20 protein-coding genes are annotated in these 26,591 nt (G+C 65.8%); 11 read left to right on the top strand and 9 right to left on the bottom strand.

Annotated features, from left to right (window positions below):
- Positions 1-11 precede the first annotated feature (11 nt).
- Positions 12-656 (bottom strand): response regulator, encoded by a 645-nt coding sequence (locus tag AC1RPL_RS05960; RefSeq protein ID WP_180145756.1) that lies wholly within the window; start codon positions 654-656, stop codon positions 12-14.
- A 253-nt stretch (positions 657-909) separates the two neighbouring features.
- Between AC1RPL_RS05960 and AC1RPL_RS05955 the strand changes: the two genes are divergently transcribed.
- Entirely contained in the window at positions 910-1,461 is a 552-nt protein-coding gene (locus tag AC1RPL_RS05955) for a DUF4136 domain-containing protein (protein WP_493068333.1), read from the top strand.
- Positions 1,462-1,853: 392 nt separating this feature from the next.
- Here the strand turns inward: AC1RPL_RS05955 and AC1RPL_RS05950 are convergent, their stop codons facing one another.
- From AC1RPL_RS05950 to AC1RPL_RS05925, 6 genes are all read right to left on the bottom strand, one after another.
- A complete protein-coding gene (locus AC1RPL_RS05950; protein WP_493068332.1) occupies positions 1,854-2,732 on the bottom strand; it encodes a hypothetical protein in 879 nt (292 codons plus the stop codon).
- A gap of 113 nt (positions 2,733-2,845) precedes the next feature.
- The gene (locus AC1RPL_RS05945) at positions 2,846-3,997 is read right to left on the bottom strand and encodes a BamA/TamA family outer membrane protein (RefSeq protein ID WP_493068331.1); all 1,152 of its coding nucleotides are present in this window, start codon (positions 3,995-3,997) and stop codon (positions 2,846-2,848) included.
- A 104-nt stretch (positions 3,998-4,101) separates the two neighbouring features.
- Complete coding sequence (locus AC1RPL_RS05940; RefSeq protein ID WP_493068330.1) at positions 4,102-6,723, bottom strand: TonB-dependent receptor; 2,622 nt, start codon at positions 6,721-6,723, stop codon at positions 4,102-4,104.
- 7 nt (positions 6,724-6,730) lie between these two features.
- Positions 6,731-7,474, bottom strand: coding sequence for an EF-hand domain-containing protein (locus tag AC1RPL_RS05935; RefSeq protein WP_493068329.1), 744 nt, complete (start codon positions 7,472-7,474; stop codon positions 6,731-6,733).
- A gap of 121 nt (positions 7,475-7,595) precedes the next feature.
- On the bottom strand, positions 7,596-8,720 hold the full coding sequence (locus AC1RPL_RS05930; protein WP_493068328.1) for a hypothetical protein: 1,125 nt from the start codon (positions 8,718-8,720) through the stop codon (positions 7,596-7,598).
- Positions 8,721-8,878: 158 nt separating this feature from the next.
- Entirely contained in the window at positions 8,879-10,453 is a 1,575-nt protein-coding gene (locus tag AC1RPL_RS05925) for a sulfatase family protein (protein WP_493068327.1), read from the bottom strand.
- A gap of 470 nt (positions 10,454-10,923) precedes the next feature.
- Between AC1RPL_RS05925 and AC1RPL_RS05920 the strand changes: the two genes are divergently transcribed.
- Complete coding sequence (locus tag AC1RPL_RS05920) at positions 10,924-13,581, top strand: TonB-dependent receptor (RefSeq protein ID WP_493068326.1); 2,658 nt, start codon at positions 10,924-10,926, stop codon at positions 13,579-13,581.
- A 100-nt stretch (positions 13,582-13,681) separates the two neighbouring features.
- Positions 13,682-15,547 (top strand): family 43 glycosylhydrolase, encoded by a 1,866-nt coding sequence (locus AC1RPL_RS05915; protein WP_493068325.1) that lies wholly within the window; start codon positions 13,682-13,684, stop codon positions 15,545-15,547.
- An 87-nt stretch (positions 15,548-15,634) separates the two neighbouring features.
- Here AC1RPL_RS05915 and AC1RPL_RS05910 read toward each other — a convergent pair whose 3' ends face one another.
- Complete coding sequence (locus AC1RPL_RS05910) at positions 15,635-16,555, bottom strand: Gfo/Idh/MocA family protein (RefSeq protein ID WP_493068324.1); 921 nt, start codon at positions 16,553-16,555, stop codon at positions 15,635-15,637.
- A 115-nt stretch (positions 16,556-16,670) separates the two neighbouring features.
- Here AC1RPL_RS05910 and AC1RPL_RS05905 point away from each other — a divergent pair, with 115 nt between their 5' ends.
- From AC1RPL_RS05905 to AC1RPL_RS05885, 5 genes are read left to right on the top strand one after another with little or no spacing between them, the layout of a single operon-like run.
- Positions 16,671-18,473 carry an IlvD/Edd family dehydratase gene (locus tag AC1RPL_RS05905; protein WP_493068323.1) on the top strand — a complete coding sequence of 601 codons (1,803 nt, stop codon included), beginning with the start codon at positions 16,671-16,673 and terminating at the stop codon, positions 18,471-18,473.
- The gene (locus AC1RPL_RS05900) at positions 18,473-19,327 is read left to right on the top strand and encodes an SMP-30/gluconolactonase/LRE family protein (protein WP_493068322.1); all 855 of its coding nucleotides are present in this window, start codon (positions 18,473-18,475) and stop codon (positions 19,325-19,327) included. The genes AC1RPL_RS05905 and AC1RPL_RS05900 overlap by 1 nt, the downstream gene beginning before the upstream one ends.
- Before the next feature lie 14 nt (positions 19,328-19,341).
- Positions 19,342-20,496, top strand: coding sequence for an aldose epimerase family protein (locus AC1RPL_RS05895; protein WP_493068321.1), 1,155 nt, complete (start codon positions 19,342-19,344; stop codon positions 20,494-20,496).
- A 9-nt stretch (positions 20,497-20,505) separates the two neighbouring features.
- Complete coding sequence (locus AC1RPL_RS05890) at positions 20,506-21,642, top strand: cellulase family glycosylhydrolase (protein ID WP_493068320.1); 1,137 nt, start codon at positions 20,506-20,508, stop codon at positions 21,640-21,642.
- A complete protein-coding gene (locus tag AC1RPL_RS05885; protein WP_493068319.1) occupies positions 21,639-22,568 on the top strand; it encodes a family 43 glycosylhydrolase in 930 nt (309 codons plus the stop codon). Before AC1RPL_RS05890 ends, AC1RPL_RS05885 begins: the two co-directional genes overlap by 4 nt.
- Positions 22,569-22,571: 3 nt before the next feature.
- On the opposite strand, the gene AC1RPL_RS05880 is transcribed toward AC1RPL_RS05885, so the two are convergent.
- Positions 22,572-23,306, bottom strand: a complete 735-nt coding sequence (locus AC1RPL_RS05880) for a FadR/GntR family transcriptional regulator (RefSeq protein WP_493068318.1) — start codon at positions 23,304-23,306, stop codon at positions 22,572-22,574.
- Between the two features lie 153 nt (positions 23,307-23,459).
- Here AC1RPL_RS05880 and AC1RPL_RS05875 point away from each other — a divergent pair, with 153 nt between their 5' ends.
- Genes AC1RPL_RS05875 through AC1RPL_RS05865 form a run of 3 tightly spaced genes read left to right on the top strand, consistent with a single transcriptional unit; the run spans position 23,460 to position 26,580 of the window.
- The gene (locus tag AC1RPL_RS05875; protein ID WP_493068317.1) at positions 23,460-25,091 is read left to right on the top strand and encodes a sodium/sugar symporter; all 1,632 of its coding nucleotides are present in this window, start codon (positions 23,460-23,462) and stop codon (positions 25,089-25,091) included.
- The gene (locus AC1RPL_RS05870; RefSeq protein WP_493069087.1) at positions 25,082-25,951 is read left to right on the top strand and encodes a 2-dehydro-3-deoxygalactonokinase; all 870 of its coding nucleotides are present in this window, start codon (positions 25,082-25,084) and stop codon (positions 25,949-25,951) included. Before AC1RPL_RS05875 ends, AC1RPL_RS05870 begins: the two co-directional genes overlap by 10 nt.
- Positions 25,948-26,580 (top strand): 2-dehydro-3-deoxy-6-phosphogalactonate aldolase, encoded by a 633-nt coding sequence (locus tag AC1RPL_RS05865; RefSeq protein ID WP_493068316.1) that lies wholly within the window; start codon positions 25,948-25,950, stop codon positions 26,578-26,580. The genes AC1RPL_RS05870 and AC1RPL_RS05865 overlap by 4 nt, the downstream gene beginning before the upstream one ends.
- Positions 26,581-26,591 lie beyond the last annotated feature (11 nt).

Raw genomic sequence — 26,591 nt, 5'->3', positions numbered from 1 at the left:
CGGGCGGCGCTTCAAGCCTGAATGATGTTGTTGCGCACGGCGAAGCGGACCAGCTCCGCTGTGGTGCGCAGCTTCAGCTTGTGCATGCACGAAGCACGGTGCGTCTCGACCGTCTTCACGCTGATGCCCAGGATATGGCTGATTTCCTTGTTGATCTTGCCCTCCGCGATCAGCTGGACGACTTCGCGTTCGCGGTGCGTCAGCGTGGCGTGGGCAGACGGCGAGGACTCCAGGAAGCGCTCGAGCAGCGTCTCGGAGATCACGCCGGAGAAATAGGGCCGGTGGATCGACAGCGCATCGACTGCGGCGAGCAGATGCTTTTCGGTGTCGGACTTGAGCACATAGCCGCGCGCGCCGGCGCGCAGCACGTCGAGCACCAGGTTCTCGCGGTCGTGCATCGTATAGACGAGCACTTCGACGCGCGGGTTCTCGCGCTTCAGCGCGGCGGTGAGGTCCAGCCCGTTCAGTTCGGGCAGCGAATAGTCGATGATCGCGATGTCCGGCTTGGAGGATCGCGCTTCCTCCAGCGCGGCGCGGCCGTTCGAGGCCTCGCCCACGATCACCAGGTTGGGCCGCGTCTCGAGCAGCGTGCGGACGCCTCGCCGAACCACGTCGTGGTCGTCCGCGATCAGCACGCGCCGGGTGGCACTGCTCATGTCCGTGCCTCGATAGCCAAGGATGGGTGTGTCATCGTCCTGCCCCTGTTTGCACACAGTCTCGTCCGATTCCCGGCCCCTGCCTATCATGAAAAACCCGGAGTACCCGCGGTCTGTGTATAACTGGGCGGGATGCCGTCGCCGGCCCTCCGGCATATCGGTACTCATACCGAGCCCGGTTCGGGGCATCCCCCAATATTAGCGCGCCCGGATCTCGATCAGTTTCCGTCGGTCATATCGAAGGAGACCGACGATGAATGCCTATGACTTTGCACTAAGGACCGGCAGCGCGCTTGTAATCGGTCTTGGCCTGATGACGGCCAGTTGCACGGACACGCCTGACGTAAAGACCGACTATGACCAGACGGTCGATTACAGCAAATATCACCAGTATAGCTGGGTCTATACCGGCGTGCCCCAGGGCATGAACCCGCTGATGTTCGATCGCGTGCGCGGCTCGATCGACCGCTCGCTGGCGGCGCGCGGATACCAGCAGGTCGAGAAGGGCGATTTCGCGATCGCCTTCACCCTGGGCCGGCGCGACCGGGTCGAGGTTACCGATTTCGGCCCCTATGGCCCCTATTATCGCGGCTGGGGCTGGGGCGGCGCCTACCGCAATGTCGATGTTCGCAACGTCACCGACGGCACGCTGGTGATCGACCTTTACGACGTCGCCACAAAAAAGCCGATCTGGCACGGCGTCGCTACTCAGGAGATCGACCCTAGCAGCGTCGACCAGGCGAAGATCGATACCGCGATCGATGCCGTGCTCGCAAAATTCCCGCCCCAGCCTGGAGCCAAGTAACCGCGCAAGCGCGACCGCGCGGTGAATCGGGGCGGACCGGGATGACCGGTCCGCCCCTTTTTCATGCGAGGATCACTGCAGGTACGAAAAGGGGCCGCGGTGTGAAACGCGGCCCCTTCGAGCCTTCCGGACTCAGGGGAGGAGAGCGCCGGAGAGAGCAAGCGCTTGTCCGCAAGAGCCCTGGAGTGCCTACGGGATGACGGCGAAGCTGCCCAGTTCCGTCGCCACCCCGTTTGGCCCGGTGAGCGCGGAGGTCCGGGGGGAGGGACCGCACTCACGCGTGCCGGTTGCACTGCGCGCCTGTTGAGAGCGGGTTCGCCCGCAGCGCCATTTCACTATCTGCTTCTCGGGCCCGGCGAACAATCGGGCGTAACCCTTAGATCAACGGGGAATTACCCCGGAATTTCGCTCTTTTCCGGCTTTCCGGCGCCATGCCGCTTGAGCCAGGCGACGTAGAGCGAGACGACGATCACGCCGTTGATCAGGAAGAATATCACCGCCGCCTGGCCCTCCGCCCCGGCCCCACTGGCATGGGCGATGGCGAGCGCGATGCCCGGGTGGCGGATCGCCGCGGCGATCGCCAGCGCGCCGCGGTTCTCCGGATCCTTACCGCCCAGCAGATGCCCCGCCACGAGCCCCGACGCCACTGTCAGCCCGAAGGCGAGCACCGTGCCGTCGCCGATCATCTGGAGATAGACTCGCCCCTGCATCCACAGCAGCCCCAGGACCAGCAGCCCCAGGATGATGTTGGCGACCAGGGTCACCGGCCCCGCCGCGCGCAGGGCGAAGCGCGGGGCGAGGCCTCCAAGGACCAGCCCCAGCACGATCGGGATCACGCCGGAGACGAAGATGATCTTCGCCAGCGTCGCCGCGGGAAGCTGCGCCTCCACGCCGAAGATCCTGTCGACGATCTCGATGGTGACCGGCACGATCGGGATCGCCAGGATCACCAGCAGCAGATAGACCGCCAGGATATAGGCGCGCGCGGCGCCGGTCTTGAGCGCGTTGCCCGGCACCAGCGGCGCGAGCGGCGATACCGCCATCAGCAGCATGCCCGCCGCGATCGGCCGGGGCAGCCCCATCGCCAGCACGAGCAGGATCGCGACCGCCGGCACCACTACGTTCACCGCCAGGATCGCGCGCAGCAGGAAGGTCGGCCGGCGCAGCTGCTCGGCGACATCGCGCCACTGGCATTGCATCGCCACGGCCATGATCATCAGGAACATGCTGCCCTGGACGAGCAGGCCCACCAGTGACTTGGCGTTTTCCATCATGCGGCTCCCGGTTGTGGAGGCTCAGCCTTAGGGGAAACGGTGCGGGCACGGGCTCGGGGGAAGTGCGCAGGAAGGGACGGGGTTTTTGCTGATGCCTTGCAATCACCGGATCAGAACGCCTCGCCGATGCTGAAATAGACGGCGTGCCCGTCATTGCCGAAGGCGAGGTCGAGCCGCAGGTTGATGTTGTTGCTCTTCGAAGCCTGGTAGCGCAGCCCCGCGCCGACCGAGGGCAGCAAGTCGCTCTTGCCGAGATCCCCGAAATCGGAGCCGATGCTGCCCATGCCGCCGAACACCGCGGCGCCGAACTTGCCGAACAGATGCTGGCGGACCTCGCCCTGCATCGCCCAGGTCGCGCGGTCGCGGTAGCGCCCGGTCTCGTAGCCGCGCAGGTCGCCGCCCTGGCCGTACATGCACAGGTCGTAGAAGGGCGCCCGGTTCTCGGTGACGCCGCAGGTGGCGATGCGGTAGGCGATCACCGTCCGCTTCCCCAGCGGGGCGTAGAGGTTGGCGCCGATCTCATATTTATGGTGCTCGAAGTCGCTGCCCAGGAACTTCGCGCCGAACATGTAGGTGCCGGTGATATAGGCGCCGCTGCGCGGGTTCAGCGAGCTGTCCCGGCTGTCATAGGTCAGCGAGGGACCGATCGTCGCCAGCGTGCTCTTCAGCTCGATCGGCGGTAGCTGGAGATCGGGGTAATTGGGGTGCGGAAGCTCGGCACTGGAATCTATGTTGAGATACTGTACGCGCACGCCGGCATAGAAATGCTTGGCCATGCGGGTCTGGGCCTGGGCCAGGCCGATGATCGCCTTGTCCTCCAGGTCGATATGTACGCCGCGCTCGCCCGCCGCGTCTCCGATGCCGTAGAATTTGAGCTTGGCGTCGCCATAGCCACCGAAGATCAGGAAGCGGAACGCGTCATGCCCCAGCGACATGCTGTGAAAGGCGCCGATCGCCTTGGTCCCGGTGCTCGTCGCAGTGGCGCCGATGCCGCTGATCCAGGGCTGGGGCGCGTGGTTGGGATTGTAGAACAGCACCGCGGCAACCGTGGCGCCGGTGCCGAGCGCAGGGTTGGAAAGCGGGATCGGCACGATCAGCAGATCGGGCTTGGCCTTCTTCTTTTCCGCATCGGGCGTGGTCAGCGTCGCGGACTGCTCATGGACCTGCGCCTGGGGCCGTTCCTGCGCGGCGGCAGGCAAGGCGGCGAGCAGGCACGCCGGCAGGGCGATGCGCGCCCGCTTCGGTGTGATCGTGCAGCGCATCGCTCCTGCCTCCCACGCTCGGTGGCGTTACCGAGCGCAGGATAGCTGGCGATCCGGCGCCACCCATCCGGAGATACCCGCAGCCCCTGGCCGGACAAACCCGCCTAGAAGATCCGCCGCACCGAGAGCAGCAGCGTGCGGCCATCGGGATCGAGATACGCTCCCTGATAGGCAAGCGGCGTTGCCCCCGTCGCGTCCGTCACCTTCTGCCGCGTGTTCAGCAGATTGGCGATCGACAGGCTCACCCGCGTGCCACGTGCCCAGTCCTGCCCGCGGAAGCGATTGGCCAGGTTGGCGAAGATGCGCAACTCGAAGGTGGCGAGCGCGCCGAAATGCAGGTCCCCCGCCGCCGAGGTGCCGTCCACGTCCGCCGCGCTCTTCCAGCTGCCCGACAGGCGGACGCCGACGCCATTGTCGATCACGCCGGCGTTCAGCTGCACGCTGTGGCGCGAACGGGGCGTGCCGCCCAGCGACCCGCCGTCCATCAGGTCGATCGGTGCAAGCCCCTCGCGCAGCACGATCGCGTCGCGCAGGATCACGCTGTGATAGAGCGAGAACTGGAAGCGTGCGCCATTGTCGCTGCCGCCGCCACCGGGCCCGCCTGGGCCGCCGGGACCACCGGGGGGCGGACCGAAACCACCCGGGCCGCCCGGGCCACCGCCCGGCGGCGGCCCGAAACCATCCGGTGGCGGGCCACCGGGCGGCGGACCGTCGGGCGGCCCGTCGAACCCGCCCTGTCGGCCGGGACCGGAGGGATCGCGCAACTCGCGGCCATTGACCACGATCTCGCCTTCCTCGCCCTGTGGCGGCGGCCTGCGTTCGGCATCTGGACCCTCGGGCGGCCGGTCGGAGCGGGTTTCCCCGTTCGGCCGGTCGCCCTCCGGCCTGCCCTGCATCCAGGGCGGCCGGAAGCCCGGCGGGGGCGTCGGTCGCTTGGGTGCGCGCAGAACCTGGGTGAAGTTGATTCCCCAGCGCAGTTGCTCGCGATCCTCGCGGGCGATGTTCACGGCGCGGGTGTCGATGCTTGTCAGCTGCCCGGCCGCGTCGCGCCCGAACCGGTCGGGGAAGGCGTCCTCGAGCGCGGGCGAGACGTCCGAGATGCTGACGATCGCGTTCTCGGTGCGGCTGTTGTTGTAGTTGGCGGTGAAGCTCAGGTTGATGTTAGTCCAGGGCTTGGCGGTCAGGCCGAGCTTCACGACGTGGCGGTCATCGGCCTTGAGCAGCGGATTGCCGCCCGAAATCCGGCTGATCGTCACTGTCTCGCCGGTCGCAGTATCATAGGCGCGGACATTGTCGGTGATCACTACCGCGTCGCCGCGCTGGGCCAGCGTAGGCGCGACCCGGTCTTCGTTTACCGCCGCGATCAGGCTGATGCCGGTCACCGGGGTCCAGTTGAGCCCATAGCCGAAGGTGCCGAGCGTGCCATAGTCGGAGACGCTGGTCACCGCCGCGTTGAGGTTGGCGGTGAGCTTGCCGAGGAATGGCAGCACGCCCCGGGCGCGGCTGGCGATCGGCAGGTCGAAGCTGATCTGGCCACCGGCATTGGTCCGCTCGCTGCTGCCCGACGACTGCATGCCGGCCAGCGTGCTGCGGGTGCTCAGCGCGCTGAAATCGGCGCCGAGCTTTACGCTCACCGAAGCATCACCTGCGGGCAGGCGGAGCAGCTTGCCATTGGCGAGCAGGCTGGCATTGCCGGTGTCGGTCAGCGAGGAGGCGCGGTCGCGCGAGATCGTGCCGGCGGCATCGTCGCGGTCGGTGTCGCGGGTCGTGTCGCCATGCGAATAGCTTGCCACGGCCGAGACCCGCCAGCGCTTCGACAGATCGGTGTTGAGCGTCACGCCGCCGCTCACGCTGGCGATGCGGCTGTCCTGCTCCAGCGGATCGGTGGCGACGAAGCGCGTCACCGGCGTGCCGGACAGGTCCACGGTTTCCGCGGCAAGGCCGTTCAGCGCGTCGCTGGTGCTGTAATCGCCGCGCAGGTTCACCGAGACATTGGTATTCGGGCTCAGCTGGTGGGCGAGCGTGGCGTTGACGCCGTAGCTGCGCGTCGCCGGCCTGAGCGTGCGGTACGCGCGGTCGTCTGCCGGCCCGTCCGTGCCCGGCGTGGCGGTGGTCGCCGGAACCAGGTCGCGCTCGCTTTCGAGCAACGAGGCGCTGGACTTCACCCGCGCCGCGATGTTGACCCGGTCATTGTCGCGAATGCGGGTATAGCTCAAGTCGCCGGCTTCGTTCTCGCCCTGGCCCTCGGCCGCCATGCCGCCAGCCAGGTTCGCCACGCGTCCTTCGAAGCGGCGGCGCAGGATGATGTTCACCACCTTGCGCTGCGCGTCATAGCCGTATTTCAGCGCGACTTCCTCGGGCAGGATGTCGACGCGGACGATGGACTCGGTGGGCAGGTCCGCCACTTCGTTGACGCCCGAGATGCGCTTGCCGTTGACCAGCACCACCGGGCCTTCATCCTCGCGACCCTGCGCACTGCTGGTCTGCTCGGCGATCGCGTCGAGCAACTCGCTCACCGTGCCGACGCCGTATCCGTCGATATCGGCGCGGCCGAGCTGGTTCTCCGGCGGGATGTCGCCGATCACCGATCCTGGCGGCGCCTTGCCGGTGACTACGATCTCGTCTTCCGTCCGGGCAGCCGGCTGGGGCTTGTCCTGGGCACGCACCGCCGGGGCGAGCGCCACCAGTGCCGCTCCTGCGAGCAGCATCTTCCTGCAATGCGTCATGATGGCCTCAGTCTTCGCCGCGCGGCGGTCGCCCCATCGGCCCGCCAGGCCCGCCCGGGCCATCGCGATCGCGCGGTTCGAGCGCGCGCGTCTCGTCCATGGTCAGCGTGCCGTCATGGTCGCTGTCGGCGGCGTCGAACTTCTTGCGCTCATAGGCGAGCAGTTCGTCGAGCGAGACGCCATTGTCGTAATTGGTGTTGGCATTGACGATGGTCATCGCGCCCAGCGGCTCGATCAGCCGGCGCAGCGCCATGTCATCCATGTCGTCGTCCAGGTCCGGCGCGATGGTCTCGGAGACCGGCCCGCCGATCTCGGCGACCGGCTGGTGCTCGGCCGAGGCGACCGAGCCCATCTCGTGCTGCCAAGCAAAGAATTCCGCGCTGCTGATCGATCCGCTGTGATCCGCGTCGATCCGCTCGAACCGCGCCTTGATCCGCGCGTCGCGGCGCGCTTCGATCACCGACTTGAGCTCCTCGAAGGTCACGAGGCCGTCGCCATTCTTGTCGGCGATGCGGAACATGCCGGTCACCACCTTGTCGAGCTTCTCGCGCTTGATCGGCTTCATCTGCTTGGGGCGCCCGCCGTCGCCGGGACCACCGCGCGGAGGCCCGCCACGGCCGCCCGGACCGCCGCCACCACCGCCCGGGCCGCCACTGCCGCCGCCCGGGCCCATCTGGGCCATTGCCGGTGCAGCCAGTGTCAGCGCCGCGCCCAACAGGATGGCGCTCGCGCCGTGCTTCAAACCTCGCATCATATCCCCCGGTGAAATTGTGCCGGAGCCGCTTTCGGCCGCCCGACACGCGAGGGAATTTCGCTTTGTTGCAACGAGGAGAAGATGAGGCGCAGGGGAGGGCGCCCTCCGCCCGGGGAAGTTACTTCTGGAGCGCCTTGTAATCGTCGATCCAGGCATAGTTGAACGCCGCGCTGCCGTCCGGATTGGGCTTCACGGTGCGGCCTGCGAACACGCTGTTGAGCAGCCAGGGCGTCGAATCCGCGCCGAAATTGTTCACCATCGAGGCGCCCTGCTTGAAGCCGTAGGTAGCAACGGCAAGGCGGCCGGTGTCACGGAAGATCTTCATCTGGTTCTTCAGGTAGTGTTTGCGGTTCTCGAACCACGGGCTCTGCGCCAGGAACTCGTCCCATTGCGGCTTGGAGAAGGGCGTCTCCAGCGCGGCCTTGATGATCTGCCAGCTCTGGGCATTGGGCGACGCGCCATATCTGGCGGCGAAGGCGGCGGGCACCGGGTCCTTCAGATGCTGCTTCCACCACCACACCAGCGAGAATTCGAGCACCAGGAACTTCTGGTCCGAGCGCATCCGCGGCAGGATATAGTCGAGGAACGCCTTGGATTCCTCGATCATCGTGATGTGCGGGTGGATGTCGAGGCCCTGGAGCTCGGGGGTCTGCTTGATGAACTCCATCCAGCGATCCGTGGTCTTGTTCCGCCACACCGGGTTCTGGGTCTGGTTGAGCGCGCCCATGTAGAGCTGCGTCTTGCAGGCGCTGCCGCCGCAATGCTCGGCGCGGTACTGGATCGCCGCCTTGGCGAGTTGCTCGTAATAGGCGTTGAAGTTTGCGTTCCAGTCCTGCTGGCGGCTTTCGATGAAGGGCTCGTTGCCGATCACCAGGATGTCGACCTTGCCCATCACCTCGGGCAGCACCGCCTCAAGCCGGGCGAGATCCTTCTTGAAGGTATCGCTGTCGGCCTTGGGGAAGGCGACCTTGTTGTATGGGAATTTGAGCGACAGCACGGTCTTGTAGCCGTGCTTGCCAACATCGAGGATCGTTTTGACTGCTCCGTGCTCCGCGGCGGGGCCGCGATCGAGCTGGAACATCGGCAGGAAGATGCGCACCCATTGGGTGTCGCTCTTCTGGAGGTCGCGATAGTCGACGTCCTCGAAATGCTCATTGTAGTTGGCGCCAAGCGCACCCTGGGCCAGCGCCGCGCCGGGCAGGCTCAGCAGGGCGGCTGCACCGATTGCCAATAGCTTCCGCATCAAATCTATCTCCCTGTTTGAAGGCGCTCGCAGGGCGCGGCCGGTTCGGGCGTCAGGCCCTGCCGACCTGATTCGTATAAATCATATAATATGATCATGAAGGCAAGTGCGGATCCGTCCATCACGTAACCTTCGCCACCTTGGGCGTCCGGAAGCGTCTAGGGCCGGCTGCGCCCGTCCCGCTCGATCCTGTCCAGCCAGGCCGCCATCCGCGCCGTCCGCGCCGGGTTCTGCGCCGCGAGGTTGATCCTCTCGCCCGAGTCCCTGGCGACATTGTAGAGCTGGTGGACGGGCAGGGTGCCGATCGAATTGCCATGGAATTCATGGGGTTCCACGCTGGCGCGGATCAGCTTCCAGTCGCCGGCCCGGATCGCGAAGATGCGCGCGCCGCTGCCCGCCACCTTGGTGCCGGTGGTGACCATCAGCTTGGTGTCCTCGATAACATGGTCGCGCCCGCGGTTCGTCCGGCCCAGCAGCGGGGCGAGCATGTCGAAGCTGTCCACCGCCGCGTCCTGCGGGAAGCTGCCGCCGACCAGTTTCGCCAGCGAGGCGAGCAGGTCGACATGGTCGATGACCGCGGTCGAGACCTTGCCAGCTGCCACATGCCCCGGCCAACAGGCGATCATCGGCACGCGGGTGCCGCCCTCGTAGATGCTGTACTTGCCGCTGGTGAAAGGCCCCGCCGGGCGGTGGCTGCCGGCCAACTCGACCGCCTTGTCCTGATAGCCGTCGAACAGGATCGGGCCATTGTCGCTGCTGAACACGACCAGCGTGTCCTTCGCGACGCCCAGCGCCTCGAGCTTGCGCATCAGCTCGCCCACCGTCCAGTCGAGCTGCAGGATCGAATCCCCCCGCGGCCCCATGCCCGACTTGCCGACGAAGCGCGGGTGCGGTGCGCGCGGCACGTGCGGCTCGTTGACGGCGTAATAGAGGAAGAACGGCTTGTCCTTCTGCGCGGCGATGAAGTCCACCGCCTTGCCGAGCAGCACGTCGCTCAGTTCCTCGTCGGTCCAGCGCGCTTTCTTGCCGCCGGTCATGTAGCCGATGCGGCTGATGCCGTTGACGATCGTGTTCGAATGCTCGGGATCGGCGCCGAACTTGAGCATCTCGGGATGCTCGAAGCCGGTCGGCTCGTCGCCGATCTTGTCGTGATAGTCGACGCGGATCGGATCGGCGGGGTCGAGGTTGAGCACGCGCCGGTTCTCGATCAGCACCGTCGGCACGCGGTCGAGCGTCGCCGGCATGAACAGGCCATAGTCGAAGCCGATGTCGAGCGGCCCCGGCGCGATGTCGCCGTTCCAGTCGACCTTGCCGTCGCCGAGACCCAGATGCCACTTGCCGACCAGCCCGGTGGTGTAGCCGGCGTTCCGCAGCATCGTCGGCAGGGTGAATTTGCCCGGGCGGATCAGCGCCGGCGCGTCGCCCGGCAGGATCTGCACGCCCGAAGCGCGCCAGGCATAGTCGCCGGTCAGCAGCGCGTACCGGGAGGGGGTGCAAGTCGCGGAAGGGGAGTGGCCGTTGACGAAACGCGTGCCGCGCGCGGCGAGCTTGTCGATGTTCGGCGTGTGGATCGTCTTCGAGCCGTAGCAGCTCAGGTCGCCATAGCCGAGATCGTCGGCATAGAGGATGATGATGTTGGGCTTGCGCGCCGGCCCGGCGAAGGCCGCACCCGGCACCACCAGCGCCGCTGCGCTTGCCAGCAACATCCCGCGGCGTGTCATCGCTGCCTTCACCTGTTCTCTCTCCTTGTCCGGTGTCCCTCAACCAAACAATGCTATTTATCTTACCACAAGCAAATTATCATATCACGAAAGCAAAGCTTGTTTGGGCGGCCGCCAATGGGCCGGCATGGTGCGTGTCTCTGCGTTTCCAGACGCGCAGAGTGCATCGTTCGCATGCTGCGGGAGCATGAGGAGTGGCATCGGCCCGCGCGCGTGCGCGGATCAAGAACATGTCGCGCTTTGGGGCGTGGCAGCTCTGGTAGCGGTGGGGATGTCGCCTATATGGGCGGCTCCGGCCAGCCAACGCCACCTTGCTCAAGATTGCGCCCAGAGCTCGCCGCTCTGGACGCGCCATATTGCCAAATCTATCGTGGTATGATAATTAGGATAGATAAGGTTCTAATAAAAGAATTGGGGGAGGCCAGACTGTGAATTGCAAGTCCTATTTTCTACTCGCGACGACCTCGGCGCTGGGTCTGTTGGTGCTTCCGAATGTCGCGGCGGCGCAGGAAGCGCCGGTGACAGTACCGGCACAGGAAAACGCCGATTCGGGTGAGATCGTGGTCACGGCTATTCGCCGCAGTCTCGAAACCGCCGCGGCGCTCAAGCAGAATTCCGATCAGATCGTCGATTCCGTCGTCGCGGAAGACATTGGCAAGTTGCCCGACGTGACCGCCGCGGAATCGCTGGCGCGCGTTACCGGCATCCAGGTCGATCGCGCCCAGGGCGAGGCTTCGGGCACGCGCCTGCGTGGCCTGCCGGACCTCACCACCACCTATAATGGCCGCGAGATCTTCACCGCCGAGGGCCGCGCCGTCGCGCTGCAGGATTTCCCGTCGGCCAGCATCTCGCGGATCGATGTCTACAAGTCTGCCAGCGCCAATTTGATCGAGCCGGGCATCGCCGGCCTGATCGACGTGCGCTCGCGCATGCCGTTCGATTTCAAGAAGGGCCGTATCGCCGGCAACGTAACCGGCGTGCACTGGTACCAGTCGCAGAAGCTCGGCCTCGATGCCAGCCTGCTGGTCAGCCAGCGCTGGAACACGGGCATCGGCGAAATGGGTCTGCTCGTCGAAGGCTCCTATGCCGACGTCAACTTCCTCGATTCCTCGCGCAACGTCAGCCAGACGATCCTGAACCGAACCGGCGTTGCCGGCACCACCGGCGCGATCCGCTATCCGTCGTTCATCAATGTCGACTATGCCACGGCCAAGCGCTGGCGCCCGTCGGCACACGCCGCCTATCAGTGGCGCCCGAGCAGCACGCTGGAGATCTATCTCGACGGCCTGTTCCAGGGCTTCCGTGGCCAGGGCGCGGGGCGTAACCTCAACATCGGCAGCGGTCCGGCCGCCAACCTTTCCAACATCACCTATTTCCCCGGCACCAATCTGGTGCAGAGCGTGACCGCTACGGCGGGCGCGCTGCCCACCGGCACCCAGAACGCGATCGACGCGAACACCGATACGTATCAGTTCGGCGGCGGGTTCGTCTGGAAGGCGGATCGAGTGAAGGTCACCGGCGATGTGGCGTGGACCGATTCCACCTACACGCAGAACAATCTCAACTTCAATTACACCATGACCACGCAGCCCACGCGTACCTTCAACTTCGATACGCCGCAGGGCGCCGGCGGCGGCGTGGTGACGGTGTCGAACTTCGATCTGTTCAATCCCGCGCTCTATCGCCTGACCACCTTCACGGATTCGGGCAACCGCACGCACGGACGCGATATCCAGGCGCGCTTCGACGTCGATTACACGCTGGCGGATTCGGGCATCACCAATCTGCAGGCGGGCATCCGCTTCAACAGCCGCGACGCCGACGCCCGCGCCTATACGCGCACCGGCACCGCGCCCGCCAACCAGTTCTTCTCGGTGCTGCCGCTCGAATATACTTCGGTGCCGGCCGGCTTCCGCGGCGACGATGCGGAAACCGTGCGTTCCTGGCTGACCCCGACGCGTGAGAGCATCATCCACAATGCCGATTATCTGCGCACCCTGACGGGCCTGACCAAGGGTCGCCCGGCCTGGAACGCGCCGACCTATACAGGCAACGAAAAGGCCTATTCGGGCTATATCCAGGCACGCTATTCGTTCGACATCGGCGTGCCGATCGACGGTCTGGTCGGCCTGCGTGCGGTCCGCACCGAGGACCAGATCAACGGCACCGCGACGGTGACCAATGCCGGCGTGCCGGTCAACACCGCCATCAGCCGCAGCAATGCCTATAACGACTTCCTGCCCAACATCAGCGCGCGCCTGAAGTTCTCGCGCGAGTTGCAACTGCGCCTGGCCTTCACCAAGACGCGGACGCGGCCGGGCTTCGGCAGCCTCAATCCCTCGGTCACCATCGGAGCGCCGTCGGCGATCTGCGCCACCGATCCGACGAGCGCCGATTGCCTTCGCACCGCGTCGGGCGGCAACCCGGACCTGAAGCCGGTCGAATCGACCAACTATGATGCGTCGCTGGAATATTACTTCACCCGTGACGGGTCGATCACCCTGGGCGTGTTCCACCGCGACCTGACCGGCTTCATCAACAACACCACGACCCAGATCATCGACCCAACCTATGGCCGCCTCAACATCAATCGCCCGGAAAATGGCGGCGAGGGGCGGATCAGCGGTCTCGAGGCCGGTTTCCGCACCTTCCTGCGGGCGCCCTGGCTTCCGAAGTGGACGCGCGATTTCGGCGTGCTGGCCAACTACACCTATCTAGACCACAAGTCGGAACTGGCGCCCACGCTGGCGGCGACGCTGCCCGGCATGCAGCCGCTCTCGGGTGTGTCGAAGCACCTCGCCAATGCCTCGCTCTTCTATGAGAACCGCTTCCTGTCGCTGCGCGCCGCGTACAATTACCGGTCGGATTTCGTGGTAAGCTACGGCCAGGTCGCCGATCCGGCGATCAACAACGCGCTCGGGCCGACGCTGCCGGTGAAGGAAAAGGGCCGCGGCACGCTCGACATCTCGGCCACGTTGAACCCAGTCAGCAATATCGGGATCAACTTCAGCATCTCGAACGTGCTCGGGACCGCCGCATCGAACTCGCGCCAGTTCGATGCGAACCCGGACAATGTCTATGTGTGGCAGACGCGCTTTCTCGAGCGGATCTATCGCCTGGGCATCCGCTTCCGGCTCTGATCGCCGGAACGACGTAGCTAAAGGGTACCGGGCGGCGTCACGACGGAATGTTTCTTCCCGAGCGGCGCCGCCTTTCATCTATGTGGATGAGGATTCTATCGTGAAGCATTTCCTGGCCGCCATGCTCGCCGCCACGTCACTGATCCCGATCCAGGCGCTGGCGCAGCAGGGCGCACCGGCAGCCCGGCCCCCAGCGGATGACATCTTCCTCGATCACCCCTCGCAGGACCGCAACGCGACGGTGATGCCCGCGCCCGACGCGCAGCCGGTGCGGTCCTTCTTCGGCGCGCATGCGATCACCGATGCCTCGATCGCCCAGGCCGAGGATGGCCGCTGGTTCGTCACCGGCACCGTGATCCGCGAAGGCCGCCGCGACGGCATCCAGCTATGGAGCTCCGCCGATGCGGGCAAGAGCTGGACCGCGATCGGCGTGGTGCACGGCGCCGGTCACCGCTATCTCGCGCCCGACATCCAGATCCGCGGGCAGACTGTCCAGCTCGCCTTTGCCGACGACAATGGCTGCGCGCATATCGCGCGCGGCTCGCTTGCCGATCTGAAAGGTGGGTTCACCGAGAGCCCGTGCCTGGTGGCCGATGTGGCCGACGTCTCGTCCTTCATCGACAATGACGCCACGACCTATCTGCTGTGGAACGGCGGCATGATCGCCAAGGTCGCGCCCGATTTCACCAGACTCGCCGACGCGCCGCGCTTTCTCAAGCCGGACCCCGCGCTGTTCAAGACCGATCCGCCCGCGGGCAAGGACTGGCCGGTGCGGCTGCGTATCGGCAAAGGCGGCGCCTCGATGTTCCGGGACGGCGACCAGTATGTCGTCACCGCCAGCGAAGTGACGGGCCGCATGCGCACCGCCACCGACGACGTCTATATGGCGACCGGCCCGACACCCTATGGTCCCTTCTCCAGGCGTACGCTCGCCGTGCCGCATGCCGGCCAGACCAATGTCGTCCGCATGCATGACGGCAAGCTGGTCGCCGGCTACAACCCGCGCTGCGAGGACGACTTCGCGATGTTCTGCGAGCAGGTCGGGCTCGTGCCCTTGGAGCGCGCGCCCGACGGCCGTATTCGCCAGGCGGCTTCGGTGCTCACCGAGAACAGCGCCGTCGCGGATCGCCTGGCACTGATTGCCGACGAGACGATGCGTGATCCCTCGGTCACGCTTGGCGGGGACGGCGCCTATTATCTCGTCGGTACGCAAAAGGGCTTCGGCTTCCAGTACCCGGAAGGCGGGGTGAACCTCTACCGTTCGACCGATCTCAAGACCTGGACTTCCCAGAACAAGATGATCTTCGACTGGAAGGGCCTGGGCTACACCTTCAAGGACGTCGCCGAGCTCTGGGCGCCGGAGATCCATTGGTCGGCGCGGGACAAGACCTATTATCTCGCCTTCTCGGTGATGGAGCGCGGGGTAGGGGGAAAGTCCTGGCTGTACCGCTCGACCAGCGGCAAGCCGATCGGGCCCTATGTCAACGCTGGCAAGAGCTATTTCGTCGAAGGCATCGATGCCTTCCCGTTCGAGGACGAGAGCGGTTTCTATTTGCTTTGGGGCGGCGGCCGCATCGGCAAGCTCAACGCGAAACGCGACGGGTTCCAAGGCGAAGTGAAGCGCCTGGTCGATACCGACGGCGAGAATGTCGGTTACGAGGGCAATGGGCTGATCAAGGTGAAGGGCAATTACTTCCTCACCGGTGCCGAATGGAATGGGCCGCTCCGCACCGACGGCACCTATGACATGATGTACGGCACGTCCAAGTCGCTGATGGGCCCGTACAGCAAGCGCCGGCTCGCCGTGCCGCATGGCGGTCACGGCACGGCCTTCCGCGACGCTCAGAGCCATTTCTGGTACACGATGTTTGGCAACGACACGACCGCGCCCTGGCGCCGTCACTTCGGCCTGGTGCCGATCGAGATCTCCGAGGATGGAATCTGGGTGCCGCAGATCGAGCGTTAGAGCGGTACCCAAGCGTTAGAGCGGTACCCAAAAGACCCGACGTTACCCTCTACATCGTTACCCCGGCCTTGAGCCGGGGTGACGGAGTCAGAAGCTGAACGCCTCGATCTCGCGCCGCTCGGCGAGCAGGAAGGCGTCGGCGACCAGCCGCATCGGGCGGATGTCGACATCGCTGGCGCCGCTCGCGACCAGCTCGGCGAAGCGGGCATAGAGGCGCGGATATTCCTGGTCCGCCTCGGTGCACTCGGCCTCGCCCGGCAGCTGGAGCACGCTGCCGCCCATCGACAGTCTGAGCGTGCCGGCATCGGTATCGACTTCGATGTCCCAGGTTTGCGGACCGGCCTGCAGGAAGTCGAACGAGGCCCGGCCCTTGGCGTCGCCGCAGCGCAGGTCGAGCTCGGCGGCGAGCGGCCCGGCGCGGCCCGCGGGCACGTCCATCGTTGCGGCCACCACGAACAGCGGGGCTGGGAGGATCGCGGTGGCGATCGAGAGCGCGTTGATGCCGGGGTCGAACACGCCGAAGCCGCCGGGTGCCAGGATCCACTCCTGGCCCGGGTGCCAGCGGCGGATGTCCTCGCGCCAGTCGATCCGCACCGCCTTGATCTCGCGGTGCGAGAGCCAGGCGCGGGCAGGGGCCACTCCGGCCGCTTCGCGCGAGTGCCAGCTGGTGAACAGCGCCACGCGCTGCGCGCGGGCATGTTCGGCCAGCGCCTCTATCTCGGACAGCGACGCGGCGGGGGGCTTTTCCAGCATCACATGTTTGCCCGCGGCAATCGCGGTGCGGGCGAGTTCGTGCCGGCCCTCGGGCGGTGTGCACAGAGAAACCGCATCAAGCTCGGTCGCGGCGATCATCGCTGAAATATCTTGGAAATTGGGCACGCCATCGACCCGTCCGTGTCGGCTGGCGATCGCCGCCAGCTCGAAGCGGTCATTGCCCGCAATCGCCGGAAGGTGCTGATCGCGCGCGATTTTTCCGATGCCGACCAAGCCTAATCGAAAGCGTTGCATCCTAACTCCCTTTTATACGATATATATGCTTCCTATCCGCCGCGAACCGCACTATCAATACGCTCCGTATCAACAGGGTCATGTTCGGTGACCGGAGTGTCGAGAGAGGGTTTCTATGTCAGGGGGCGGTGAAGTCGAGGGCGAGCGCGCCAATCTGCGGTCGCGCGCCTGGTTCGACGACCCTTCGAACCCCGACATGACAGCGCTGTACGTAGAGCGCTACCTCAACTTCGGGATCAGCTTGGGAGAGCTGCAGTCGGGGCGCCCGATCATCGGCATCGCCCAGACCGGCAGCGACCTGACGCCGTGCAACCGTCACCATCTCGAACTCGCCAAGCGCGTCCGCGAAGGTATCCGCGACGCGGGCGGTATCGCACTCGAATTCCCGACCCACCCGATCCAGGAGACCGGCAAGCGCCCCACCGCGGGGCTAGACCGCAACCTGCAATATCTGAGCCTGGTGGAGTCGATCTACGGCTATCCGATGGACGGCGTCGTCCTCACCATCGGCTGCGACAAGACCACGCCTGCCTGCCTGATGGCCGCCGCCACGGTGAACATCCCGGCGATCGCACTGTCGGTCGGCCCCATGCTCAACGGCTGGTTCAAGGGCGAGCGCACCGGCTCCGGCACGATCGTGTGGAAGGCGCGCGAGATGCTCGCGGCCGGCGAGATCGACTATAAGGGCTTCATCGAGCTGGTCGCCAGCTCGGCACCGTCGACCGGCTGGTGCAACACCATGGGCACCGCGACGACGATGAACTCGCTGTGCGAGGCGCTCGGCATGTCGTTGCCCGGCTCGGCTGCGATCCCGGCGCCCTATCGCGACCGCGCGGAATGCGCCTATCACACCGGCGTCCAGATCGTCGAAATGGTGAAGGCCGATCGCAAGCCTTCGGATGTGCTGACGCGCGAGGCGTTCCTCAACGCGATCCGCGTCAATTCGGCGATCGGCGGCTCGACCAATGCCCCGATCCACCTCAACGCCATCGCGCGCCATATCGGCGTCGAGCTCAGCCTCGCCGACTGGGAAGCGCATGGAGCGGACATCCCGCTGCTGGTGAACCTCCAGCCAGCGGGCAAATATCTGGGTGAGGATTTCTACCGTGCCGGCGGCGTGCCCGCGGTGATGGGGCAGTTGCTCCGCGCCGGGCTGATCGATGGCAGCGCGCTCACCGTCAACGGCAGGACCGTCGCCGACAATGTCGGCACCGCCACCGTGGAAGACGCGGACGTGATCTTCCCGCTCGACGCGCCACTCAAGGCCGCCGCCGGGCTCACCGTGCTATCGGGCAATCTGTTCGACAACGCCGTGATGAAGCTCAGCGTGCTCTCCGACGAGTTTCGCGCGCGCTACCTCTCTGACCTCCGGCATCCCGGCATGTTCGAAGGCACCGCGATCGTGTTCGACGGGCCCGAGGATTATCACCGCCGCATCGACGATCCCGCGCTCGGCGCGGACGATGGCTCGATCCTGATCATGCGCGGGGCGGGGCCGGTCGGCTATCCGGGCGGCGCCGAGGTGGTGAACATGCGCCCGCCGGTTGGGCTGATCCAGGCCGGCGTGCACGCGTTGCCCTGCCTTGGCGATGGCCGCCAGTCCGGCACCAGCGGGAGCCCCTCGATCCTGAATGCGGCACCCGAAGCGGCGGTGGGCGGCGGGCTCGCGCTGGTCAAGACCGGCGACCGGATCCGCATCGATCTCAATAATCGCACCGCGGACATGCTGGTGGATGACGCGGAGCTGGCACTTCGCCGCGCAGCGCTCGACATCGAATATGTCCCCGAGAGCCAGACTCCGTGGCAGGAGATCCACCGCGACCTGGTCGGCCAGTTCGATGGCGGCGCGGTGTTCGAGAACGCGGTGAAGTACCAGCGCATCGCGCAGAAATACGGCGTTCCGCGGGACAGCCACTGATGTCCCTGGTACGCATCGTCGAGCGCGATCGGCGCGACCAGCTGGGCGAGGGCCCGATCTGGTCGGCGCGTGATAATGCGCTCTACTGGACCGACATTCTCGCGCACCGCCTCAACCGGCTCTCGCTCGACAGCGGCGCGACCAGCGGCTGGGTGTTCGACGACTATCTCGGCTGGGCGATCGAGCGCGAGCGAGGGGGCTTCGTCCTCGGGCTCGGCCGCCGCTTCATGTGCTTCGATCCCGAGACCGGTAACACACGCACGATCGCCGCACCCGAGCCCGATCGCTTCGAGAACCGCATCAACGATGCCAAGGCTGATTCCAAGGGCCGCATCTGGGCCGGCACCATGTCGATCAACTGCGAGGACCCCACGGGCGCCCTTTACCGGCTCGACACGGACGGCGCCGTAACGCGCGTCGACAGTCCCTATGCCATCGCCAACGGCCCCGCGATCGCGGCGGACGGCAGCTTCCTGCTGCATACCGACACGTCGCTGGCGACGATCTTCCGCTTTGCGATCAACGACGATGGCTCGCTGGGCAAGCGCACGCCGTTCATCACCTTCGAGCCCGAATGGGGCAACCCCGACGGCATGACCTTCGATGCCGATGGCTGCCTGTGGGTTGGCTGCTGGGGCGCCGGCTGCGTCACGCGCTTCTCGCCCGAGGGGCTGCGGGAGCGTAGCATCGCGCTGCCGGCGAGCCAGATCACCAGCTGTACCTTTGCCGGCGAGGGGCTCGACCGCATGTTCGTCACGTCGGCGGGCGATGGGGTGGACGAGCCCCATGGCGGTGCATTGTTCGAGGTCGATCCCGGCTGCCGCGGCCTGGCGACCCAGCTCTATCGCGGTTGAGGAGGAGAAAAGGGATGACCCTGCACAAAAGCGCATTGCTGATGGGAGCGGCGCTCGTCTGCGCCCTTGCATCGAACGCCGAGGCCGCCACCGCCAAGCGCGGCACTTTCGGCAAGCTGCCCGACGGGCGCCAGGTCGCGTCGGTGACGCTGTCCAACGCCAAGGGCGTCTCGGCGAATATCATCGCCTGGGGCGCGTCGATCCAGTCGGTGATCATGCCGGATCGCAACGGCCGCAAGGCGGATGTGGCGCTCGGCTACGACAATATCGACCAGTATCTGAGCAAACCCCAGTATTTCGGCCCGATCGTCGGCCGCTTCGGCAACCGCCTGGCGGCGGGCCGCTTCAAGCTCGACGGCCAGACCTACCAGACCCCGATCAACAACGGGAAGAACGCGCTGCACGGCGGCACCACCGGCTTCGACAAGGTGCTGTGGGAAGTCGTCTCGGTGAAGAACGGCCCGACCGCTTCGGTGACGCTGCGCTATGTCAGCCCCGACGGCGACCAGGGCTATCCCGGCACGATGACCGTGGACGCGACCTATTCGCTCGACGAGGCGAACAACCTGACGATCGAGTACAGCGCGACCACCGACAGGCTGACGATCGCGAACCTGACCAACCACGCCTATTGGAACCTGTCGGGCGAGGGCAGCTCGAACGGCGCGATGGGCCATGTCGTGACGATCCCGGCGCAGACCTATCTGCCGACCGACGACGGCGCGATCCCGACCGGCGAATTCAAGCCCGTCGCCGGCACCGTGTTCGACTTCCGCAAGCCGACCGCGGTGGGCCTGCGGGTGCGTGACGCCAAGGACCAGCAGATCGTCTGGGGCCGCGGCTACGACCATAATTGGGTGATCGGCCGCGAAGTCACCAAGGCTCAGCATTTGATGGCCAAGGTCTATGATCCAGCTTCGGGCCGCGGCTTCGAGCTGTGGTCGAACCAGCCTGGCCTGCAATTCTATTCGGGCAATTTCCTGGACGGCACCTCCTTCGGCAAGTCGAAAAAGGTTTACCGCGAGGGCGATGCCATCGTGATGGAGCCGCAGATCTTCCCGGATGCGCCGAACCAGAAGGGTTTCCCCGACGCGCGCCTCGCGCCCGGCCAGATTTATCGCAACGTCATGACCTATCGCCTGACCACCGGTCAGGCCGCAAAGCGCTAAGACGGAAAAATGAAGCGTATCCTGCTGTGCGTCGCCGCGATGCTCGCGGCGACTCCCGCGCTTGCGCGCGATCAATGGACCCCGGCCCAGGCGAACGCCTGGTACGCCAGGCAGCCTTGGCTGGTCGGCGCCAACTATGCCCCCGCCAACGCGATCAACCAGCTCGAGATGTGGCAACCCGAGACTTTCGATCCCGCTGCGATCGACAAGGAGCTCGGCTATGCCGAGTCGATCGGGATGAACACGATGCGCGTGTTCCTGCACAATCTGCTCTGGGAGAATGATCCCGAAGGGCTGAAGAAGCGGATGGACGTGTTCCTCACGATCGCCGCCAAGCACAAGATCAAGCCGCTGTTCGTGCTGTTCGACAGTTGCTGGGATCCGAACCCGGTCGCCGGCCCCCAGCATCCGCCGATCCCGGGCGTCCATAATTCGGGCTGGGTCCAGGCACCGGGCGCCGCCCGCCTAAAGGACGAGAGCCAGTATGGCAGGCTGGAGAGGTATGTGAAAGGCGTCGTCGGCGCCTTCGCCAATGACAGCCGTGTGCTCGGCTGGGACCTGTGGAACGAGCCGAACAACCAGGGTGGCGGCAACTACAAGCCGACGTCGGACAAGAAGGCCTATGTCGCCAAGTTGATGCCGCAGGTATTCGCCTGGGCCCGTTCGGTGGATCCGAGCCAGCCGCTCACCTCGGGCGTGTGGATCGGCGAGCATTGGGACGACCAGAGCAAGCTCGATGCGACCGAGAAGACCCAGATGACCCAGTCGGACGTGCTGACCTTCCACGATTACAGCTGGCCCGAGACCTTCGAGAAGCGTGCCCGCCAGATGCTCAGCTATGGCCGCCCGGTGATCTGCACGGAGTATATGGCGCGTGGCAACGGCTCGACCTTCGATGGTTCGCTGCCGATCGCCAAGCGTCTTAACATCGGCATGATGAACTGGGGCTTTGTCGACGGGAAGACGCAGACGCGCATGCCCTGGGACAGTTGGAAGAAGCCCTACACCTATGAGGAGCCGACCATCTGGTTCCACGAAGTGTTCCGCGCCGACGGTACGCCCTATCGCCAGGCCGAGGCCGACCTGATCAAGCGCCTTGCAACCTCGCCCAAGGGCGTCGTCCCGTCGACGCCGGTCGCAAAGTGATCCGGCGCATCTTCCCGGCGGCGCTGGCGGGGCTCGTCCTCGCCACGCTGCCGGCGCACGCGCAGGATGCGCCGTCCTTCTTCGACGGCGCCGATCCCGATTTCGAAGTCGCGGAGGGGCAATATTGGCTCTACCCGACCTTCGGCGGCAAGACGCTCGTCGCCTGGCATTCGCTCGACATGCAGAAATGGGAGAAGGGCCCCGTCCTTCTCGACCACAGCATGATCCCGTGGATCAATGACGATCGCGCGCCCGAGCATCGCCTCTGGGCACCGGACATGGTCCGGGCGAACGGCCGCTATTATTTCTATTATTCGATCGGTCCGCAGAACCCGACGCCGAGCCGCATCGGCGTGGCGGTGTGCGAGGGGCCGGCGGGCCCATGCAAGGACAGTGGCAAGCCGCTGGTAGGTGACAGCGGGCATGGTTTCGAGGCGATCGACCCGGCGGTGTTCGTCGATTCCAGAAGCGGCAAGCGCTACCTTTACGCCGGTGGCAGCGCCGGAGCGACGTTGCGCGTCTGGCAGCTCAAGCCCGACATGGTCACGATCGACCATGAGGTGAAGGTGAAGACGCCCGCGCACTTCACCGAGGGCTCGTTCCTGTTCGAGCGCAAGGGCACCTACTATTTGTCCTATTCCTCGGGCAATTTCCGCGACGCGACCTATTCGGTCCACTACGCCACGGCCTCATCGCCGACGGGCCCGTGGAAGTATCGCGGGCCGATCCTGGTCAGCGATGCCAAGTACAAGGGCCCGGGGCATCACGCCTTCCTGCGCGATCCCAAGGATGGGCGCTGGTACATCGCCTATCACCGCTGGGAAGGGCAGCCGCATGACGGCCCCTATACCGGCTCGCGCCGTGTCGCGATCACGTCGGTGACCTTCGGCAAGGACGGGTCGATCCTGCCGATCAGGATGGACTGAAGATCAGCTCGTGGGCTCGTAGGTGTCGATCAGCTCGAGCACATCGGATATCAGGGCACGCATCGCGACGCGGGCAGCGTCGGGATCGCGTGCCCTGATCGCGTCGAGCACCAGGCCGTGATCGCCGACATTGGCGGTGCGGCCCTTCACCCGGTTGGTGAAGCGGATCGACGTGCGCAGCGCGGTGCCGACCACGTCGCGGAACTGCGCGTAGAAGGGATTGCCCGAAGCGCGCAGGATCGAGACGTGGAAGGCGATGTCGGCCTCCAGCGTGTCGTCATGCCCCTTTTCGGCAGCGACCATGCGGGCCAGGCCCTCGGCGATCCCCGTCAAGTCGTCCTCGTCGGCGAAACGCGCGGCAAGCGCGGCGGCTTCCGGCTCGATCGCGACGCGCAGCTGGTTGAACTGCTTGAGGAGCTCCACCGAGAATTGCCGCTCGAGCAGCCAGCGCAGCACATCGGTGTCGAACAGGTTCCAGGACGAAGTGGGTTCGACAACGGTGCCCTGGCGCGGACGGGCGCTCAACAGGCCCTTGGCCGTGAGCATCTTCACCGCCTCGCGCGTTACCGAACGGCTCACACCATGCTGCTTGGTCAGCTCCGCCTCGGTGGGGAAGGGCTGGGTTTCGTAATGGCCGGTGACGATCGCTCGGCCCAGCCGGTCAAGCAGGCCATAGGTCAAGTTACGCCCCAACTGCGGGCGCAAATCGTCATGCGATCTGGAAAGAGACGTGGCCACGCGCGGGTTTTCCTTTTCTATCGAGGCGACGTTCGTCGCTTGCCCTCTTGTCCATAGAGATATCCCAAACTCGATGCTAGACAAGCCCAATTAATACGATAAATGAACCACTGAGCCGCCCGAAAGCGCGCGGCACCTAGGGAGGGACTGCGCGTGACGAGTCTGTCGCAAATCGACCTGATCGTGGTCATCATATACGCCATCGGCATCTTCGGCCTCGCCCAGTGGGTGAGCCGTGAAAAGGCCGGTCACGCCAAGGACACGTCCGACTATTTCCTCGCTTCCAAGTCGCTCCCCTGGTGGGCGATCGGCGCGTCGCTGATCGCAGCGAACATTTCGGCCGAGCAGATCGTCGGCATGGCCGGATCCGGCTACAAGATCGGGCTTGCCATCGCCTCCTATGAGTGGATGGCGGCGCTGACGCTGCTGATCGTCGGCAAATACTTCCTGCCGATCTTCCTCAAGAACCAGATCTACACGATGCCGCAGTTCCTCGAGCAGCGGTACGGCAAGGTCCTGCCGGTGCTGATGGCGGTGTTCTGGCTCGCGCTCTATGTGTTCGTGAACCTGACCTCGATCATCTGGCTCGGCTCGATCGCGGTGCACAAGGTGGCGGGCGTCGACCAGACCGCGGCGCTGATCGGGCTTGGCGGCTTCGCGTTGCTCTACCAGCTCTATGGTGGCCTCAAGGCCGTGGCGCTCACCGACATCGTCCAGGTGACCTTGCTGGTGATGGGCGGGCTGATCGTCTCGTATTTGACGCTCGACCAGATCGGCGGCGGGCAGGGCATCCTCGCCGGCTTCCACACGCTGGCGAACGCGCATCCCGAGAAGTTCGACATGATCCTCTCGCCCGACAATCCCTTCTACAAGGACCTGCCGGGCGTCGCTGTGCTGGTCGGCGGCATGTGGATCGCCAACCTGAGCTATTGGGGCTTCAACCAGTATATCATCCAGCGCGCGCTGGCAGCGAAGAACCTGGGCGAGGCCCAGAAGGGCATCACGCTCGCCGCGTACCTCAAGCTGCTGATGCCGGTGATCATCGTGCTGCCGGGCATCGCCGCCGTCATGCTCGCGCCGAACCTCGCGGTGGGCGACGAAGCCTATCCGACGATGCTCAAGCTGCTGCCGCCGGGCCTGCTCGGCCTGGTGTTCGCCGCACTCGTCGCCGCGATCATTGCGTCGACTGCCTCCAAGATCAATTCGATCGGCACGATCTTCACGCTCGACCTCTACGCCAAGGCGCGCGGCATCAACACGCGGGGCGAGCAGGGCGAGGGCAAGACCGGCCAGGAGAAGCACCTCGTCCTCGTCGGCCGTATCGTGGCAGCGGTCGCCGTGGTGATCGCGATCCTCGCCGCCAAGCCGCTGATCGGCCAGTCCGACCAGGCCTTCCAGTTCATCCAGGAATTCTCGGGCTTCTTCACCCCGGGCATAACGGTGATCTTCCTGCTCGGCCTGTTCTGGAAGCCGGCGACGGAAGCGGGCGCGATCGTCGCGGCAGTAACTTCCGTGGGCCTTTCGGTCATCCTCAAGGGCGCGATCCCCGCGCCTTGGCTGCCGGAAGCGCTCAACGCCTGGCTGTTCCCCTTCATGAACCGTATGCTGTTCGTGTTCCTGGTCAGCCTGGCGCTGGCGATGATCGTGAGCGTGCTGTTCAAGGGCCGCGGCGATGCCAACCGCGTCACCATGGAGGGCGTCAGCTTCAGGACGCCCAACGTGTTCAACGTGGCCGGCATCGGCGTGATCCTGATCCTCATCGCACTCTACGCGGTCTGGTGGTGAGCTTCGCCGGACCCTTCCTCGCCATCGATTGGGGGACGACCAATAGGCGCGTCTTCCTGATCGAGGGCGGACAGGTCGTCCGCACCGAGCGGGATGATCGCGGCGTGACTTCGGTCACCGACTTCGAGGCCGAGGCGGCGGGCATTCGTTCCCGCTTCGGCGACCTGCCGATGCTGATGGCCGGCATGGTCGGCTCGAATATCGGCTGGCGGGTGGCGCCGTACGTTCCGGCCCCGGCCGGGGTCGAGGACCTTGCCGCCAATCTGCTGCGCATCGACGGCCGGACCGCGATCGTCCCTGGAGTCTCGGTGACCGGGCCGGCGGACGTGATGCGGGGCGAGGAAGTCCAGCTGCTGGGCGCAGTCGCGGCCGGGCTGGTGCCGCACGACGCGCTGCTCGCCCAGCCTGGCACTCACTGCAAATGGGCGCTGATGGAAGGCGGGCGCATCGCCGGTTTCACCACCGCAATGACCGGCGAGCTGTTCGCGCTGCTGCGCAAATATGGGCTGCTTTCCTCGCAACTTACCGACGAGGTGACGTTGGGACAGGCCTTCCTCGACGGGGTGGAGGAGGGGCGCAAGCGCGACCTCGCCGCTTCGCTGTTCGGCATCCGGGCCGCCAAGCTGCTGGGCGAGCGCAAGGACAGCGATGCCGCCAGCTTCGCCAGCGGGTTGTTGATCGGCAGCGACGTCGCCGCGCGGCTCGAGCGGGTGGGGCATGGCGAGGTCCATATCCTCGCCGACCGCATGCTCGGCGGCCTCTATGTCGCGGCAGTCGAGGCGCATGGCCGCCGCGCCGTGCTGGTCGACAGCCACGCCGCCTTTGTTGCCGGCATCATCGCCATCGGGAGTATATCGTGAGCCATATCGCCAGTTTCTACGCCGCTTTTGCCCGCTGCCCGCTGGTCGCGATCCTGCGCGGCGTGCGGCCCGATGAGGTCGAGGCGATCGGCGAAGCGCTTGTTTCTGCTGGCTTTACCCTGATCGAAGTGCCGATGAACTCGCCCGAGCCGCTGGAGAGCATTTCGCGTCTTTCCAAGCGCTTCGAGGGGCGGGCGGTGATCGGCGCGGGCACGGTGCTGGGCGAGGCGCAGGTCGCTGCCGTGCAGGCCGCGGGGGGCACGATGATCATCTCGCCCAATGCCAACCTCAAGGTGATCGCCGCCAGCGCTGCCGCCGGGCTGGTCTCGCTGCCCGGCATCGCCACCCCCACCGAGGCCTTTGCCGCGCTGGAGGCCGGGGCAACGGCGCTCAAGCTGTTCCCTGCCGAGGCCGCGAACCCCAGCGTTCTCAAGGCGATGCGCGCGGTGCTGCCCCAGGAGACGCGGGTACTCCCGGTGGGGGGTATCGCGCCCGACAACATGGACCCTTGGCTGGCCGCCGGCGCAGCCGGGTTCGGGCTGGGTTCGGCGCTGTACAAGGTCGGCCTGAGCGCCGCCGAGGTGGGGGCCAATGCCCGGGCTTTCGTCCAGGCGCTTCCAGACACCTAAGCGCGCTAAAG

The organism is Sphingomonas sp. GW821-FHT12D09 (assembly GCF_058807215.1).
Note: the sequence above shows the minus strand (reverse complement) of the source record. Positions and strands in the feature narration are given on the sequence as shown.